The following is a 16,656-nucleotide window of genomic DNA, read 5'->3' as shown; positions in this document are numbered from 1 at the left end:
AGGCTCAACGCTGTGAGGCACGGCGATACTCTTCAGGCAGCTTCGCCAGCAACTCCTGCGCTTTCTGCATCCCTTGCGCGGCCGCCTTGGCATACCACTCGGCCGCGGCTGAAAGATCCTGCTCCACCCCATCGCCTCTCGCATAGGCGATACCGAGAAAGAATTGGGCGTCCGCATTTCCTTGCTCCGCCGCCTTGCGGAACCACCTGACGGCAGCCGGAGCGTCAATCTCCACGCCGATGCCATTGAGATAGGCGATGGCGAGATTGAACTGCGCCAAGGCATAACCCTGGTCAGCCGAAAGCTTGTAGAGCCGCGCCGCCTCCTTCGCGTTCTTCTCGATACCTTGGCCATTCGCATACATGACCGCCAGGTTGAATTGCCCTTTGGGATCTCCGCGATCGGCAAGCATCAGGAACCAGCGGTGCGCCTCGGCGTAGTTTTCATCGACGCCGGCACCCGTCAGGTACATGGCGCCGACATTCATCTGCGCTTGCGGGTTTCCCTGTTCTGCCGCCTTCAGGAACAGCTCGAATGCCTGAGCCTCGTCCTTCTCGACACCGCGACCCAGCATGTAGAAGATTGCCAGATCCACCTGCGCCGAGACCATGCCCCGGTCCGCCGCCATCCGGCACCACTTCACCGCCTCCCGATCGTCGCGCCCGACGCCGAAGGCGCGCACGTAGATCGTGCAGAGGAGATTTTGTGCCTGCCCGTTTCCGGCATTCGCAGCAAGCCGCAGCCAGCGATCACCCTCCTTGGTATCGACCCGCCCCGCCTCGCTGTTGAAATAGAGCCTGCCGGCATTCACCTGCCCTTCGATGTTTCCCTGCTCGGCTGCTCGCACATACCAGTTGAGCGCCTCGGGAACGCTGCGTTCGACACCGGTGCCTCTCTCATACATAACGCCGAGATTGTACTGGGCGCGGGGTTCCCCGCCGATCGCGGCGCGCGACTCCCAGCGATAGGCCTCCGCGTCATTCCTCAGCGTACCGTTGCCCCGCAAATAGGCGACGGCAAGATTGTGCATGGCCGCAACCAGCCCCTGGTCCGCAGCCTTCCGATACCATTCGAAGGCCGCGGCCGGATCGCGCGTCGTTCCGCGCCCCTCCTGAAACATGTAGCCGAAATTGTATTGGGCCGCGGCATAGCCCTGCTCCGCTGCCAGCCGGTAGTAGGCAACGGCCTGCGCGTCATCCTTGGCGACACCCAATCCCTGTTCGTAGTGAACGCCGATATTGTACTGGGCGGCCGGCGTCTTCTGATCGGCTGAAAGCCGAAACCAGCGAAGCGCCTCGACATAGTTCTGCTTCACACCTTCGGCACCGTTGAAGTAGATCGAGCCGAGCAGGAACTGGGCTTTCGCGTTGCCCTTCGCTGCAGCCCTCCCGTACCAGCCGATGGCTTTCATGACATCGTGGGCAACACCTTCGCCGGTCTGGTAGCGCATGCCGAGATCGACCTCGGCCTCAACGTCACCGGCCTCGGCGCGCTCCAGCACCTGCTCGAATGGTGGCAGAGCCGTGCCTGCGCCATAGGCACGCGTAGGCAAGGAAGCCTCCACGAGCAGTGCGATAACGAGCCCGAAGACGACACGTTTCATCCCACCCCTCCAGAACCAGTCGCATAGGGAGAGAAGCCTAGGGGGAGGAACCGGCAACGGAAAACGGATTTCGACGGGCCGCTACTTTGCGTCGAGCAGCGGCCTCGTGGCCGACGAGACATGAACCGCCGCGGAGGGCGCGCCGCATTCACGGCCCACACTTGCGGCTTACGCCAACGGCCTCGGCGTGCGGATATTTTCCGGTATCAGCCGTTGCTGGCGGTCAGTTCGTCGCGCCGACGGTCATTTCGTCCGGAGTGTCGTTCAGTCGCACGAAGCTGTAGCCCTTCGCCTTGAGGTCGAGGATGCCGCGGGCAACGCCGGCGCCGGCGGAATGGGTCGGTTGGTTGATATGGGCGATGATGACGTCGCCGTCCTTGGCGGCGCGAATGCGCTTCTCCGCCATCGCCGCACCCAGCAGCGAGCCACCATCACCGTTCACCGAGTAGCCGGCGATGCGGTAGCCCATGGCGCGGATCTGGCTCATCGACGAATGGGTGTATTTGGCCGTCGCGCCGCGAAACCACTTCGGCGCCGGCAGGCCATGCGCCTTGATTGCGACAGCACCGCCATCGACTTCGGCGGCGACTGCCGCCTCGGAGCCGGCTGCCGCGATGCCATAGACGGAAATCTTCACGTCGATCGGCGGCACGTGCATGGCGCCGTGGTCCTCGATCTCGAATAGATCCGGATGCGCCTTCATCACCTCGACGACGAGGCCGTTGCGCTTCAGCCAGCGCGCGGTGACGAAGATCGTGGCGGGGATGCGGTTTTCGATCAGTGTGCCGAGGATGCGCATGTCGGTGGCGCCGCTGCAGGCGTCAAGCGTCAGCGCCACCCGCGGCGCTCCGCCCTTTCCCTCGGGATTGGCGGGCAGACGCAGATCCGGCTCGACGAGCCCGGGCGCGGCGATGGCCGAATGGGCGAGCGTGGTGGCGGCAACAAGCGCGAGAACGAAGGCTTTCATGGCAATCCGAGGAAGAAAAATCTGGGAAGGAATGTCAAACGACAGAAACCCGCCTTTTGCGAGGCGGGTTTCCTGCTCTTATCCGGGCAGTCCTGCCCGAAGCTTGATCCGCGCAGCGCCAATCATTTTGGCGCTGCGCGCGCCTTGTTAGCGCTGCGCGAAGCCCTGTTAGCGCTGTGCGACCGGGCGAACCAGCGGGGTCACACGGCGAATGGTGACGCGACGGTTCTGCTGTTCGGCGTCCTGGGTGCGAACCTTCAGGAAGCGCTCGCCATAGCCCTGGGTCGCCAGGTTTTCCGGCGGAATGCCGTAGACCTCGGTCAGCAGCGAGGCAACCGATTCGGCGCGCTTGTCGGAGAGCACCAGGTTTGAGCGGTCCGAGCCGACGGCATCGGTGTGGCCTTCGATGAAGAAGGTTTCACCCGGATCCTTGGCGAGGATCTTCTCCATCGCGGCTGCGACCTTGCGCATGGTCTTGGCCTGCGACATCGACACTTCGGCGCTGCCCGTCGGGAAGGTGATCGTGTCGAGGTCGACGCGGCGCACCTTGTCACGCAGGCGGGCGGAGTGGCGGACTTCGTCCATGGTGTAGACGCGCTCGACACGCTCGACCGGCGGCTCGGCCAGGAACTCGTAGTAGTCGCGATCCGGATCGTCGGAAACGTCGGCGATGTAGTCACGAACCGGGATGCGCAGGCGCATCGGCGGCAGTTCGTAGCCGACGTCGATGATCGCCGGACGCGGACCCTCGTCACGCTCGGGCGCATAGATCATCAGGTATTCGTTGCCGTCGCGGTCGACACGCGAGCGCTGCAGGATGTCGCCGTAACGGTTGTAGACGGTGACGATCCGGTAGCCGCCCGGACGCACGATGGTTTCGCGGGTACGACCGCGCGGAAGCTGATCGTAGTAAGTCTCTTCCGCATCGTAACGCAGGCGCGGACGGTCGTCGCCACGCACGAAGATCTGGTCGCCGACACCGAGGATCACCCGGTTGTCGACCTGCTCGACGATCTTTACCTCGGTGATGTTGTTGGTGATGTTGTTGACCGTCGTGTTGTTGTTGATCACCGTGTTGTTGATAACAGTGTTGTTGACGATGTTGGTCGTCTCCGGAACCACGAAGACCGGAGCCTCATCGACGCGCGTCCCCTTTTCGTTGAGGTTCGCTTCGATCTTCTGCGGTAGGTCGGCCGGCATCTCGGCAGCAATCGCAGCCTGCGCTGCGGCATCGTCGGCCGGCGGAGGGGCGTCCTCTTCCTTGGCGCGCAGTTCCTCACGCAGCTTCTGGCGCTCTTCGCGCGCCTGGTTGCCGCCGGCATTGTCGGCGTCCTTGTCGCTGTCGAGCACGGCAGCACCGTTTTCGACCGGCAGCACGACGGTTTCGTCGGTCGCGGCCGGATCATCGGCGATCTTCACCTTCTCTTCTTCCGTGCGGGTGTCGACCACTTCCGGAGCCGGCTGCTGCACCTGTGGCTGCTCGGCCGTTACCGGCTGCTCCGTGCCGGGCACGGGCTGACCTTCGCCGGTCTGCGGCTGCTCGGTACCCGGGACCGGCTGTCCCTCGCCCGTCTGTGGCTGTTCGGCACCAGGCACCGGCTGTCCCTCGCCCGTCTGCGGCTGTTCTGCACCAGGCACCGGCTGGCCCTCGCCAGTCTGCGGCTGCGGCTCGACGGCGGGAGCGGTTTCGCCACCAGCCTTCGGCTCTTCGGCAGCCTTCTGCTCTTCGGCAGCCTTCTGCTCGTCAGCAGCCTTCTGCTCGTCAGCGGCCTTCTGTTCGTCAGCAGCCTTCTGTTCGTCAGCGGCCTTCTGCTCTTCAGCGGCCTTCTGCTCGTCGGCGGCCTTCTGCTCTTCAGCGGCCTTCTGCTCTTCAGCGGCCTTCTGCTCTTCGGCGGCCTTCTGCTCTTCGGCAGCCTTCTGTTCGTCAGCGGCCTTCTGCTCGTCGGCGGCCTTCTGTTCCTCTGCAGCCTTCTGCTCTTCGGCCGCCTTCTGCTCTTCAGCAGCCTTGCGGGCAGCCTCTTCCTCAGCAGCCTTCTGCTGCTCGGCAGCCTGACGTGCCGCTTCTTCTTCAGCAGCCTTCTGCTGTTCGGCAGCTTGGCGTGCGGCTTCTTCTTCAGCAGCCTTCTGCTGTTCGGCAGCCTGGCGCGCAGCTTCTTCCTCAGCGGCCTTCTGCTGCTCGGCGGCCTGGCGCGCTGCCTCTTCTTCAGCGGCACGCTGCTGCTCGGCGGCCTGACGGGCAGCCTCTTCCTCAGCAGCACGCTGCTGCTCGGCAGCTTGGCGTGCAGCTTCTTCTTCAGCGGCGCGCTGCTGTTCGGCAGCCTGGCGCGCGGCTTCTTCTTCCGCCTGGCGCTGCTTCTGCAGCAGCAGTTCCTCGTCGGATTGGCCACCGCCCTCCTGTGCAACCTCGAATGGCTTCATCAGGCTGTCGGCCACCGCGGGCGGAACCGCCACGGACACCGACAGCACCGGCAGCGCGACGGTCGCGAACAGCTTGGATCGAATCGACATTTTGTCTTCCTTCCTCTTCCTGGGAGGTCCTGGCCCGCATCCTCTCGTCAACCTGTGACACGCTGAAGAAGAGAATGCGAACACGAATACTTACGGGGCCTTGACCCAAGGTTTCGGCTTTTTTGTGTTGGCCGCGAGACGCGCGGTCCAATGCAACGCCCAAACCGCGAACCGGTTCCTTGACAAGGGCTAGCGGAGGCAAGATTAACCGCCGCTGAACGCCCCGTTCATGTTTCTCCCGCGCGGAAAACCACAATCATCGGTCGAAACTTGATTCCCGTTGAGCGCCTTCGCTTTCCTGTTGATTTTTAGTGGAAAAGAGTACGAATATCGCCACAACCGGCGGCAGACGCCCCGGCTGAAATTGGCATCCGCGAAAAACAACAATGCCGGATGTCGACCAACAGAGAGGACTATCATGCGTATTTCCAAGCGGCTGGCAGCCGCCGCATCGGCTGCCGTTTTCGTGCTCATGGCAGGCTCGGCCATGGCCGACGGCGAAAAGGTCGTGATCGGCACGGAAGGCGCTTACCCGCCCTTCAACAACCTGGAAGCGGACGGCACGCTGACGGGCTTCGACATCGACATCGCCAAGGCGCTGTGCGTGGAAATGAAGGCCGAGTGCACTTTCGTGACGCAGGACTGGGACGGCATCATTCCGGCGCTCATCGCGAAGAAGTTCGACGCCATCATCGCGTCCATGTCGATCACCGCCGAGCGCAAGGAAAAGGTCGACTTCACCAACAAGTACTACAACACCCCGCCGGCAATCGTCGTGCCGAAGGATTCGCCGATCACCGAGGCAACCGCAGCCGCCCTTCAGGGCAAGGCGCTCGGCGCGCAAGGCTCGACCACCCATTCCAACTATGCCGAAGCGCATATGAAGGGTGCCGAAATCAAGCTTTATCCGACGGCTGATGAGTACAAGCTCGACATCGCCAACGGCCGTATCGATGCGGTCATCGACGACGTCGTCGTGCTCTCGGAATGGCTGAAGACCGCTGACGGCGCCTGCTGCAAGCTGCTCGGCACCTTGCCGATCGACCCTGTCATCAACGGCGACGGCGCCGGTATCGCGGTCCGCAAGGGCGACGATGCGCTGCGCGAGAAGTTCAACAAGGCGATCGAAGCGATCCGCGCCAACGGCAAGTACAAGGAAATCAACGAAAAGTACTTCCCATTCGACGTTTATGGCAGCTGATTGACGGTTTCCGGTGCGATTTCCTAGTGAATCATGCCGGAAAAACGTCGGTTGATGCGAAAATTGCAACGGCGGATGGCTTGCCCTTCCGCCGTTTTTGTTTGACAAGTGCCTAAAACAAAGCGCGATCGATACGCATAAAAACAGCGCAAAAGGGGAAATCTCTGACATGAGCGGGTTGTTTGCCGGCTTCTATTCCATCCTCTCCTGGATCGGATCGATCGTCGATCCATTCTGCGGCCCGGTCGGGGTCTTTACCTGGCTCGCACCTGGCACGCTTCTCGCCTGCGGTGACACCGGATGGGGCGACGATATCGCCCACGGCTTCGTCATTACCGCGAGCCTTGCCATCGCAACGCTGCCCGTCGGCCTGTTGATCGGCTTCTTCATCGCTCTGGGCAAGCAGTCCGAAGAGCGCACGGTTCGGCTCGCGTCGAACATTTACACGACGATCTTCCGCGGCCTGCCCGAACTGCTGACGCTCTTCATCGTCTATTACGGCTTGCAGATCCTCGTTCAACAACTGCTGGCATCGCTCGGCTACGACGGTCCGGTCGAGATCAATGCCTTCTTCGCCGGCATGATCGCACTCGGCGTCGTCTTCTCCGCCTATTGCTCGGAAGTGCTGCTGTCAGCCTTCAAGGCCATCCCGCATGGACAATACGAAGCCGGTGACGCCCTTGGCTTGCATCGCGGCCGCACCATGCGCCTCATCATCCTGCCGCAGCTCGTGCGCATCGCCCTGCCCGGTCTCGGCAATCTCTGGATGGCGCTGCTCAAGGATACTGCCCTCGTTTCGGTCGTCGGCCTGACCGACATCCTGCGCCAGACCGGCATTGCCGCCCGCGTGACCAAGCAGGCCTTCGAATTCTACGGTGTTGCCTGCGTGCTCTTCCTGATCCTCGCGATGATTTCCTCGATCGTCTTCTCCTACATTGAACGGCGAACCAAACGTGCGGAGATGGGCCGATGAGTGTCGTTGCAACGATGATCCCGCCGCAGGCGCCGCCGCCGGTTCCGCCGAAGCCCTACACGCTCACCCGCTTCGTCGGCAGCGTTGCGCTCGGCATCTGGCTGGCACTCGGCGTCGGTATCTTCCTGACCGTGGTCGGCGGCTGGGATCCGGACAAGTTTGCCAAATACGGCCCGCGCTTCATCAACGGCCTCGGCGTCACGTTGATGCTGGTCGGCCTTTCGATCGTCATGGGCGCCATCCTGTCGCTGCCGATCGCGTTTGCCCGCATGTCGATGAACAAGGTCCTGTCGTGGTTCGCCTACGGATACGTCTACTTCTTCCGCGGCACGCCGCTTCTGGCACAGCTCTTCCTCATCTACTACGGCCTCGGCAGCTTTCGCCCGCAGCTGGAAGCGGTCGGCCTGTGGTGGTTCTTCCGCGACGCGTGGAACTGCGCGATCTTCGCTTTCACGCTCAACACTGCGGCCTACCAGGCGGAAATCCTGCGCGGCGCGATCGAGAGCGTGCCGCGCGGCCAGCGCGAAGGCGCTGACGCGCTTGGCCTTCCCCAGCGCGTCGCCTTCTGGAAGATCATCCTGCCGCAGGCAATGATCGTGGCGCTGCGCCCCTACGGCAACGAGATCATCCTGATGATCAAGGGCTCGGCGATCGTCGCGATCGTCACCGTCTTCGATCTCATGGGCGAAACCCGCTATGCCTTCTCGCGTACCTTCGACTTCCAGATGTATATCTGGGCAGCCATTCTCTACCTCATCATGGTCGAGATCCTGCGCAACATCTGGAGCCTGCTGGAAGCGCGGCTGACCCGCCATCTGAAGCGATAGGGTTTCTACGTCGGTTTCGAACAAGCTTGGCAGCACTCCCTAAGAGAGGCTGCCAAGCTTTTGTTATTTCACGAGAAAGTTTCACTTCGGGACAAATATTAGCCCTTGATTAACAAATCAGGCGTTTCATCATAGGGACCAACCTTTGCGAGAAGTGAGGTCCACATGACGAACGAGATGGAACTTCAGCTCAAGGGCTACGGACTGACGACGGCGCAGATCCTCTATCACCTGCCCGACCATCCGGCCTTCCTGCAAACCTATATCTGGCAGCACTACGACATTGCGCCGGACTTCCCCGAAATGCGCAGCTTCCTGAAATTCTGGGAAGAGAAACTGGACGGGCCGCTGCATTCGGTGCGCTACGTGCACCGCAAGCTGATCTCGGCCACCGAATGGCGCGCACTGAAGGGCGAGCTCATTCTGCACTGAGAGCCGCCGACGGCGACCGCTCTCTGTCACCAGGAACCCTGGATCGGCGTGACGCCCGGCGCCCTCAGACATGCACCTCCCCATGCGCGAGTTCGCCTTCGCGCGGCTCCTTGTGCAGCGAGCCGTAGAGCACCAGCCCGTAAAACACGATGACACCAACAATCACCGGCCAGCCGGGCAAGGGACCGAGGGCCGCATTCTGGGCGACGTCCATCCAGGAGCGCACGTGGCCGAAGGGCTCGCCATTGGTGGAGATCTTCGGCGAGGAAATCTTCAGCGCCCAGGCAAGCAGCAGGATCAGGTACATCCAGCAGTAATTGCGCTGCAGCCGGCGGCAAAGCGCCTCGCGGTAGCTCATCAGGAAAGCGGGCTTGCGCAGGCTCTTGGCGATCGACGCCGCCCAATTGAGGTTCGGCGTGCCATCGGGCGCCAGGATCTGGGCGAAGTAGCCGCGCTCCAATTGCCGTACCCGGGCGCGATAGACGTCGAAGAAGCGATAGCGCCGGGCTTCGATCAGGAGCAAGAGCGTAATCAGCAGCATGGCGAAGAGCAGCACGCCATGATGCGACGACGGTGTGGACAGCGAGACCGAGAGCAGCGCCGCAACGACGGTGATTGCCCAGTTGGAGGTCCGGTCGATGCGGTCGCGCCAGCCGGCCATGCGCCCCATTTCGCCGCGATAATAGTGTACCACCGCGTTGATCTGCTCCTGCGACGTCTGCGGCAAGGGCGGGCCTTTCGGCTCCTTCGTTTCGGCGCTCAAGATCAGCGGCCCAAGCTCGGCGGACATCGGCATTCCTCCCGTCTTTTCTTATGCTTGCGATGATGACTCCTTTCCTGTCGCCGATAAATCCCGATGGCGCCGCATGGCGACGTTTTTCGTCCGGAAGGCCAAGGAAATCCTGCCACTGACCGCCAAAACGCCAGATCCACGCCCGCAAACCTTTCGCCGACGGCGATTGCCAAAAACCGGCTGCGGACGTAAGAAGCGCCCATGACCCAGAAAAGCACGAAAATCGACGAGGAAGCGCTGGCCGAGGCCTATAACCGCGCCCTCTCCCTGGAAAAGTCCGGCAAGTTCGATGCCGCGGCGCAAGCCTATGCCGAAGTGCTGGCGCTCGATCCGGAAGACCACGGCGGCGCTGCCGTGCGACTGGCTTCGATGGGACGCGGCGAAACGCCGGTGAAGGCGCCCGATGCCTATGTCGCCACGCTCTTCGACCAGCATGCCGAAGTCTTCGACAACGTGCTCGTCGACCAGCTCGGCTACTGCGTGCCGCTCCTCGTCCGCCAGCGCCTGCAGGCGCTTGAACTCGGGCCCTTCGACCGGGTGCTGGATCTCGGCTGTGGCACGGGCCTGACCGGCGGCGCGCTCCGCGACATGGCTGAAGACATCACCGGCGTCGACCTCTCCGAAAACATGGTCGAGATCGCCCACGAAAAAGACCTCTACGAGACGCTTTATGTTGCAGAGGCGGTCGACTTTCTCGACGACAATGACGACGAGCCCTTCGACCTGATCGTCGCCACCGACGTGCTTCCCTATATGGGCGCGCTCGAAGCGCTGTTTTTCGGCGCGGTCGACAACCTCGTCCCGGGCGGCCTGCTGATCTTCTCCAGCGAAACCCTGCCCGCAGAGACCTTCGCCGGCCGCAATTTCATGGTCGGCCCGCACCAGCGCTTTGCCCATGCCGAGAGCTACCTGCGCGACCGTCTCGCCGCCACCGGCTTCGAGATCGTCGAAGTCGGCGACATCACGGTGCGCCTGGAAGAAGGTGAGCCGATCGCCGGACATCTGGTGGTCGCACGCTTCAAGCCCTGATCGGGCCATGACAGCATCATGAGAAGGGAGCATCGCACGATGCTCCCTTCTCTCTTTTCCGCACCCGCGCCATCGGCTACACCAAGGCGAAAGCAATGGGAGTATTCGGAAAATGGCAAAGGTTGCATTCATCGGTCTCGGCGTCATGGGCTACCCCATGGCCGGTCACCTCAAGGTCCGCGGCGGTCACGAGCTGACGGTCTATAACCGCACCTTCGCCAAGGCCGAAAAGTGGGCGGCCGAGTTCGGTGGTCGCGCGGCGCGTACCCCGGCAGAGGCCGCCGATGGCGCCGATTTCGTCTTCTGCTGCGTCGGCAACGACGACGACCTGCGCTCTGTAACGACGGCCAAGGACGGCGCCTTCGAAAAGCTGGAGGCCAACGCCGTCTTCATCGACAACACCACGGCCTCCGCTGAGGTCGCCCGCGAACTCTACGAAGCGGCCAAGGCCCGCAATGCCCACTTCGTCGATGCCCCGGTCTCCGGCGGCCAGGCAGGCGCCGAAAACGGCGTTCTGACGGTGATGTGCGGCGGCGACGAAGCCGCCTTCGATCGCGCCAAGCCGGTCATTGAAGCCTTTGCCCGCATGGTCGGCCTGATGGGTCCGGCCGGTGCCGGCCAGATCACCAAGATGATCAACCAGATCTGCATTGCCGGCCTCGTCCAGGGGCTCGCCGAAGGCATCCACTTCGGCAAGAAGGCGGGTCTCGACATCGAGAAGGTCGTCGACGTCATCTCCAAGGGGGCAGCCGGCTCCTGGCAGATGGAAAACCGTCACAAGACGATGAATGCCGGCAAGTACGACTTCGGCTTCGCCGTCGACTGGATGCGCAAGGACCTCGACATCGTGCTCGCCGAAGCCCGCCGCAACGGCGCCAAGCTGCCGGTGACCGCGCTGGTCGACCAGTTCTACGGCGATGTGCAGGAAATGGGCGGCAACCGTTGGGATACGTCCTCGCTGCTCGCCCGCCTCGAAAAGTGAGCCTTAGCCCGTCCTCGACCGCGGGCGAGATCATCGCTCACCTGCGGTCTCTCGGCTCTGAAGACAATCTCGCCGGCATGGCGCGTTTCGGTATCGTCACCGACGCCGCCATCGGGCTTTCCAACGTCGAGCTTCACAAGATCACCCGGCTGGTGAAGACCGATCACCGCCGGGCGCTGGCGCTCTGGCAAACCGGCATTCGCGAGGCGCGCATCCTGGCCGCCTTCACCGCCGATCCGAAAGTACTGACGCTCGACGAGGCGCGCCTTTGGGCGGAAGATTGCAATTCCTGGGAAGTGGTCGATACCGTCGCCGACCTTTTTATTGCCGCGCGCTTCGAGCGCGAACTGATTCCGGAATTTGCCGCCGACGAACGGGAATTCGTCCGCCGCATCGCCTTTGCGATGATCGCGACGGCTGCGGTTCACCTGAAGAAAGAACCGGACGCAGCGCTTCTCGGCTGGCTGCCGTTGATCGAGCAGCATTCCGGCGACGAGCGCAACTTCGTGAAGAAAGCGGTCAACTGGGCGCTCCGGCAGATCGGCAAGCGCAACGCCGCCTGCCACGGCCCGGCCCTTGCGCTTGCGAAGCGACTGGCGGAAAGCTCGAACCGCGCCGCCCGCTGGACGGGCAAGGACGCGGTTCGCGAACTGTCGAACGACAAGATCCTGGCAAGGCTTGGCCTCGCCTGAGTCTGCTAGCTGAGGTCAGTCCTCGCTGGACTTCGCCTGGTCGATCATCATGTAGTCGAGCGGCAGCTCGGTCGTATACTTGATCTGCTCCATGGCGAAGACGGAGGAAACGTCGCGGATCTCGATCTTGGCGATCATGCGCTTGTAGAAGGCGTCATAAGCGGCGATGTCAGGCACGACGACACGCAGCAGATAGTCCACGTCGCCACTCATGCGGTAGAACTCGACGACTTCCGGAAATTCGGACACGACCTCGGAGAAGCGGCGCAACCACTCCATCGAATGGGAGTTCGTACGGATCGACACGAAGACCGTGACCTTGGTGTTGATCTTCACCGGATCGAGCAGCGCGACGCGGCGGCGGATGACGCCGTCCTCTTCCATCTTCTGGATACGCCGCCAGCACGGCGTGGTCGAAAGCCCGACCTTCTTGGCAAGGTCGGCAACGGCCAGCGTGGAATCCTCCTGCAGCAGGCGCAGGATTTTGCGGTCTAGGCGATCCATAAAAGTCCCTCTCGAATTATTTTTCCCTCTATAGCGCGAAATTGATGAAGATAAAGAAAATTGTTTCAGTTCGTGAGAACGAAAACACGTTCGCGCAAGAAGGGCAGTACGTCCGCTTCGAACCAGGGATTTCGCTTCAGCCAGCCGGTGTTGCGCCAGCTCGGATGCGGCAACGGCAGGATCGCCGGCACGGCGTTGCGCATCGCGTAGCGCCGCCAGTTCTTCACCGTCTCGGTCATCGATTTCGGACAGTCCGGGCCGATATGCCAGCGTTGCGCATAGTGGCCGATCGCCAGCACCAGCTCCACCTGCGGCATCTGCTCCATCACCCGGTGGCGCCAAAGCGGCGCGCATTCGCGCCGCGGAGGCAAGTCGCTGCCATGCGCGTCATAGCCCGGAAAGCAAAAACCCATCGGCACGATCGCGAATTTCTCCGGATCGTAGAAGCTCTCGCGATCGACAGCCAGCCATTGCCGCAGCCGATCGCCGGACGCATCGTTGAACGGCAGACCGCTGTCATGCACGCGCAGTCCGGGCGCCTGCCCGGCGATCAGGATGCGCGCCGCGGTGGAGATCACCGCCACCGGCCGCGGCTCGTGCGGCAGCCGGTCGGCCTCGCCACGCAGCGGGCTGTCGCGACAGATGCGACAGGCCGCAATTTCCGCCCGCAACCGTTCGAGGTGAGCAATGCGGTCGTCAGGCATCGGCGATACCGGAAAAAAGTGCGGTCAGGCGTTCGAGCAGCCAGCTGCGGATCGCCGCAAGCCAGCCATCGATGAGGTGCGGCCCCTCGTCGGGATGACCGTTCGTCCGGCGCCACTCCTGCGGTTTCACGAACTCGCCGGCCCAGAGCCCGCGCTGCTCCCGTTCTGCCCTTGCCTCCTCAGCCTCATAGCGCCCGTAGCTCACCGCATAGCCCGAAAGCACCATCTCGCGCCCGACATCGCGGTGGGCAGCATCGCAAACGCCGAGCTCGCGGCCGTATTTGTCCCGGCCGTGAAACCGACAGCGCACATCACCTGCCGAGACGAGCGCCCGCAATCTGTCGCGCGCCTCGCGGCCGCAGTCCCAGGCGACGCCGTCGCGCCTGCAGGTCTGGTCGAGCTCCGGCGCGTCGATACCCTCGATGCGGACGCGTTTACCGTCGATCCGCAGGCTGTCGCCGTCGCTCGCGATCGCCGCGCCCCGTGCCGAACCGGTCGCAGATCGCTCTCCGACGGGCAGCCTGTCGGCGACAAAGGCGCCGATCGCCAAGAGGATGAGAATGATCCATCCGCCGGCCATGCCGCCACGTCCGCCGGACGGCGCATGACCGCGGGACCTGCCGCGGCCCTTGGGAAACCGATATGTCGTCCGTCCGAATTTCACGCCTGCCCTAACCTCGATTGCCGCGGGACTGCCTCGCAGACCAGCGCGTCATAAACATGGTCGATTCCAAAAGATTAGAGAAGGAACCTCACACGCAGCGCGATCCATCACGACCTGAACACGGCTGCGCCACAATGGTTGTCGAATCCTTCACGCACCGCAGCAACTTCTTAAGGATTGCTCACTAGACTGCAACGCAATCGCAACCGTCGCATATGAGCATGAGTATCGCTGCCAGCACATCGACCGATAAGATTATCGTCGACAAATCGCGTAGCCATCGAAACAAGGCCGTTTCGAGGACGGTCCGCGCGACGCGTGAGCGGCTGCAGACAGGCTCGTCGGTGCCCTCGGGCTTCGAGCGCGAGATGCTCAATCTCTACATCGACAGTGCTCTGCATGGCGCGATCGCCATTCCGGTGCTTGTTACGCTGATTGCGGCGGTCGGCATCTATCTCTCCGGCAATCTCGGTTTCGTCCTCTGGGCGGTCATGACGCTCTCGGCCCATGCCGTCACGCTCTTCTTTGCGCGCAAGGCACGCCGGGAAGACATCAGCGCCGAGAAGGTTCCGGTCTGGCGCCGCCGCTTCCTGCTCGGCCAGGTGCTGATGGGCCTCTGCTGGGCGACCTTCGTCACACAGGATTGCGCGAGCTGCGGCAACGTGCGCTTCGGCTTCTTCGAGGGCACGGTGCTGCTGGTCGCGCTTGCTGCGACCGCCATGGGCACGTTCCTGCTGCGCAATGCGCTCCTTTACACTTTCGCCCCGGTCGTGGCAGCCCTCGCCTTTGCATCGCTCACGACCGGCGACGTGATCTATATGGGGCTCACCGGCGTCATCTCGCTGTCGCTGCTCTTTCTGGTGCTGATGACGGATCGCATGAACCGCGCAAGCGTGCACATCCTCTCCGTTCAATCGGAAAAGGACGACCTGATCGCGGAACTCGAAGTTGCAAAGTCGATGTCCGACGAAGCCCGCCGGCGTGCCGAAGAGGCAAACCTCGCCAAGTCGCGCTTCCTCGCATCCATGTCGCACGAGCTGCGCACGCCGCTGAACGCCATTCTCGGCTTCTCCGAGGTGATGTCGACAGAGGTTCTGGGCCCGCTCAGCAACCCGACCTACAAGGAATACACCAACGACATCCACCGCTCTGGCGAGCACCTGCTGAACCTCATCAACGAGATCCTCGACCTGTCGCGCATCGAGGCCGGCCGCTACGACCTCAACGAGGATTCGGTCAGCCTGGTCGATATTGCCGAGGATTGCATCGGCATGGTGCAACTGAAGGCCCGCGCCAAGAACATCACCATCCACCAGCAGTTCGAACACGGCATGCCCTCGGTCTGGATCGACGAAAAGTCGATGCGCCAGGTCATTCTCAATCTGCTGTCGAATGCCGTGAAGTTCACCAATACCGGCGGCGAAGTCACCTTCAAGGTCGGCTGGACCGCGGGCGGCGGCCAGTATCTCTCGATCAAGGACAACGGCCCCGGCATTCCCGAGGAAGAAATCCCGATCGTGCTCTCGGCCTTCGGCCAGGGCTCGATCGCCATCAAGAGTGCCGAACAGGGCACGGGCCTCGGCCTGCCGATCGTCCAGGCCATCCTCGCCAAGCACAATGGCGAATTCATCCTGCGCTCGAAGCTGCGCGAAGGTACAGAGGCGATCGCCATCCTGCCGGCGCGCCGCGTGCTCGAAAGCCTGCCGGCGATCGAGGATGTCGCAGCCCCGGTTCGCCGCCGCAAGAGCTTCGCCTGATCCATGCACATCGAAACGCAGCGCCTCAGGCTTCGGGCCTGGGAAGGACGCGATATCGCGCCTTTCGCTCTTGCCAATGCCGATCCCGAAGTCCGGCGCTACTATTATCCGGCCATTCTGACGCGCAACGAAACGGCAACGATGATTGCCGACTGCGCCCGCCATCTCGCCGATCGCGGATTCGGCTTCCTCGCCGTTGAACGCAAATCCGATGGTGCGCTGATCGGCGGTCTCGGCCTTTCTGAGGCTGGAGACGAAATCCCCGGCGGACCGCATGTCGAAATCGGCTGGATCCTTGCCCGCCCGTACTGGCGGCAAGGATACGCGCTGGAAGCGGCGAGCGCCTGCCTGGACCATGCATGGCGCACACTCGGCCTTGCCGAGGTTATCGGCTATACCTCGCGCATCAACCAGCCTTCGCAGGCGCTGATGGAAAGATTGGGCATGCGCTCGGATCCGGCTGATGATTTCGACGACGTCACGGTACCCGGGGGCAACCCGCTGCGTCCGCATGTGCTTTATCGGGTGAAGGCGCCGGCCCGCTAGCCGGTCAGTTCATGAAGCCGTCGAAGATCACGACATAGGCGGCATAGACACCGTTGGCGACAATCAGGCAGAGGCAGGCGAAGGAGCCGAGATCCTTGGCGTTCTTACCCATTTCCGAGATTTCGGGAGAAACGCGATCGACAATTTCCTCGATTGCCGTGTTGATCGCCTCGAAGGCCATCATCAGCAGGAACAGGATCGCCATCGCCACATATTGGAAGAAGGTTGCGCCGACGATGATGAAAGCGATCATCGCGGCGGCAAAGGCGATCAGCTCGTGGCGAAAGGCAGCCTCGCCGATCAGCCGCTTGGCGCCGCCGAGCGAATAGCTCGCAGCGGCAAAGAGATGCCGAATGCCGGTCTGCTTCTCGACAGGACCCGTCTGTCCAATGCGGTGCGTGGTGTTCTTGGCGTCCATTTCGTCTCGACAGGGCTTGAAACTGTGCTTGCTTCGACATCGTGATTGAGGCGAAT

The 16,656-nt window shown here is 62.6% G+C and carries 17 protein-coding genes; 9 read left to right on the top strand and 8 right to left on the bottom strand.

The features are described from left to right. Positions 1–4: 4 nt before the first annotated feature. The 3 genes from ASD63_RS03610 to ASD63_RS03600 form a co-directional block, all read right to left on the bottom strand. Entirely contained in the window at positions 5–1,603 is a 1,599-nt protein-coding gene (locus ASD63_RS03610; protein WP_051659330.1) for a tetratricopeptide repeat protein, read from the bottom strand. A gap of 223 nt (positions 1,604–1,826) precedes the next feature. Then, complete coding sequence (locus ASD63_RS03605) at positions 1,827–2,570, bottom strand: polysaccharide deacetylase family protein (protein WP_034795134.1); 744 nt, start codon at positions 2,568–2,570, stop codon at positions 1,827–1,829. A 168-nt stretch (positions 2,571–2,738) separates the two neighbouring features. Then, entirely contained in the window at positions 2,739–5,078 is a 2,340-nt protein-coding gene (locus ASD63_RS03600; RefSeq protein ID WP_034795137.1) for an OmpA family protein, read from the bottom strand. Positions 5,079–5,496: 418 nt separating this feature from the next. Here ASD63_RS03600 and ASD63_RS03595 point away from each other — a divergent pair, with 418 nt between their 5' ends. The 4 genes from ASD63_RS03595 (at position 5,497) to ASD63_RS03580 (ending at position 8,511) form a co-directional block, all read left to right on the top strand. After that, positions 5,497–6,279, top strand: a complete 783-nt coding sequence (locus ASD63_RS03595) for an ABC transporter substrate-binding protein (protein WP_034795139.1) — start codon at positions 5,497–5,499, stop codon at positions 6,277–6,279. Between the two features lie 169 nt (positions 6,280–6,448). After that, entirely contained in the window at positions 6,449–7,252 is an 804-nt protein-coding gene (locus ASD63_RS03590; protein WP_034795142.1) for an ABC transporter permease, read from the top strand. Then, the gene (locus ASD63_RS03585) at positions 7,249–8,079 is read left to right on the top strand and encodes an ABC transporter permease (protein ID WP_034795145.1); all 831 of its coding nucleotides are present in this window, start codon (positions 7,249–7,251) and stop codon (positions 8,077–8,079) included. Before ASD63_RS03590 ends, ASD63_RS03585 begins: the two co-directional genes overlap by 4 nt. Before the next feature lie 165 nt (positions 8,080–8,244). After that, positions 8,245–8,511 (top strand): usg protein, encoded by a 267-nt coding sequence (locus ASD63_RS03580; RefSeq protein WP_034795148.1) that lies wholly within the window; start codon positions 8,245–8,247, stop codon positions 8,509–8,511. Positions 8,512–8,575: 64 nt separating this feature from the next. Here the strand turns inward: ASD63_RS03580 and ASD63_RS03575 are convergent, their stop codons facing one another. Beyond that, on the bottom strand, positions 8,576–9,301 hold the full coding sequence (locus ASD63_RS03575) for a DUF2270 domain-containing protein (RefSeq protein ID WP_034795151.1): 726 nt from the start codon (positions 9,299–9,301) through the stop codon (positions 8,576–8,578). A gap of 204 nt (positions 9,302–9,505) precedes the next feature. Here ASD63_RS03575 and ASD63_RS03570 point away from each other — a divergent pair, with 204 nt between their 5' ends. The 3 genes from ASD63_RS03570 (at position 9,506) to ASD63_RS03560 (ending at position 12,007) form a co-directional block, all read left to right on the top strand. Further along, positions 9,506–10,333 (top strand): class I SAM-dependent methyltransferase, encoded by an 828-nt coding sequence (locus ASD63_RS03570; RefSeq protein ID WP_034795154.1) that lies wholly within the window; start codon positions 9,506–9,508, stop codon positions 10,331–10,333. Positions 10,334–10,445: 112 nt separating this feature from the next. Further along, a complete protein-coding gene (locus tag ASD63_RS03565; protein WP_034795156.1) occupies positions 10,446–11,315 on the top strand; it encodes an NAD(P)-dependent oxidoreductase in 870 nt (289 codons plus the stop codon). Beyond that, positions 11,312–12,007 carry a DNA alkylation repair protein gene (locus ASD63_RS03560; protein WP_034795159.1) on the top strand — a complete coding sequence of 232 codons (696 nt, stop codon included), beginning with the start codon at positions 11,312–11,314 and terminating at the stop codon, positions 12,005–12,007. Before ASD63_RS03565 ends, ASD63_RS03560 begins: the two co-directional genes overlap by 4 nt. Before the next feature lie 15 nt (positions 12,008–12,022). On the opposite strand, the gene ASD63_RS03555 is transcribed toward ASD63_RS03560, so the two are convergent. The 3 genes from ASD63_RS03555 to ASD63_RS03545 all read right to left on the bottom strand — a co-directional run bounded on the left by ASD63_RS03555 (position 12,023) and on the right by ASD63_RS03545 (position 13,795). Continuing rightward, complete coding sequence (locus tag ASD63_RS03555) at positions 12,023–12,511, bottom strand: Lrp/AsnC family transcriptional regulator (RefSeq protein ID WP_034795162.1); 489 nt, start codon at positions 12,509–12,511, stop codon at positions 12,023–12,025. A gap of 65 nt (positions 12,512–12,576) precedes the next feature. Beyond that, positions 12,577–13,215, bottom strand: coding sequence for a uracil-DNA glycosylase family protein (locus ASD63_RS03550; protein ID WP_034795165.1), 639 nt, complete (start codon positions 13,213–13,215; stop codon positions 12,577–12,579). Then, complete coding sequence (locus ASD63_RS03545; protein ID WP_034795169.1) at positions 13,208–13,795, bottom strand: thermonuclease family protein; 588 nt, start codon at positions 13,793–13,795, stop codon at positions 13,208–13,210. Before ASD63_RS03545 ends, ASD63_RS03550 begins: the two co-directional genes overlap by 8 nt. A 305-nt stretch (positions 13,796–14,100) precedes the next feature. Here ASD63_RS03545 and ASD63_RS03540 point away from each other — a divergent pair, with 305 nt between their 5' ends. Beyond that, entirely contained in the window at positions 14,101–15,636 is a 1,536-nt protein-coding gene (locus tag ASD63_RS03540) for a HAMP domain-containing sensor histidine kinase (RefSeq protein ID WP_034795304.1), read from the top strand. Positions 15,637–15,639: 3 nt separating this feature from the next. After that, on the top strand, positions 15,640–16,182 hold the full coding sequence (locus tag ASD63_RS03535; protein ID WP_060528790.1) for a GNAT family N-acetyltransferase: 543 nt from the start codon (positions 15,640–15,642) through the stop codon (positions 16,180–16,182). A gap of 4 nt (positions 16,183–16,186) precedes the next feature. Here ASD63_RS03535 and ASD63_RS03530 read toward each other — a convergent pair whose 3' ends face one another. After that, a complete protein-coding gene (locus ASD63_RS03530) occupies positions 16,187–16,600 on the bottom strand; it encodes a diacylglycerol kinase (protein ID WP_034795175.1) in 414 nt (137 codons plus the stop codon). Positions 16,601–16,656 lie beyond the last annotated feature (56 nt).

Source organism: Ensifer sp. Root558 (genome assembly GCF_001427045.1).
Lineage (GTDB): Bacteria > Pseudomonadota > Alphaproteobacteria > Rhizobiales > Rhizobiaceae > Ensifer > Ensifer adhaerens.
This window is presented reverse-complemented; position numbering and strand designations above follow the sequence as displayed.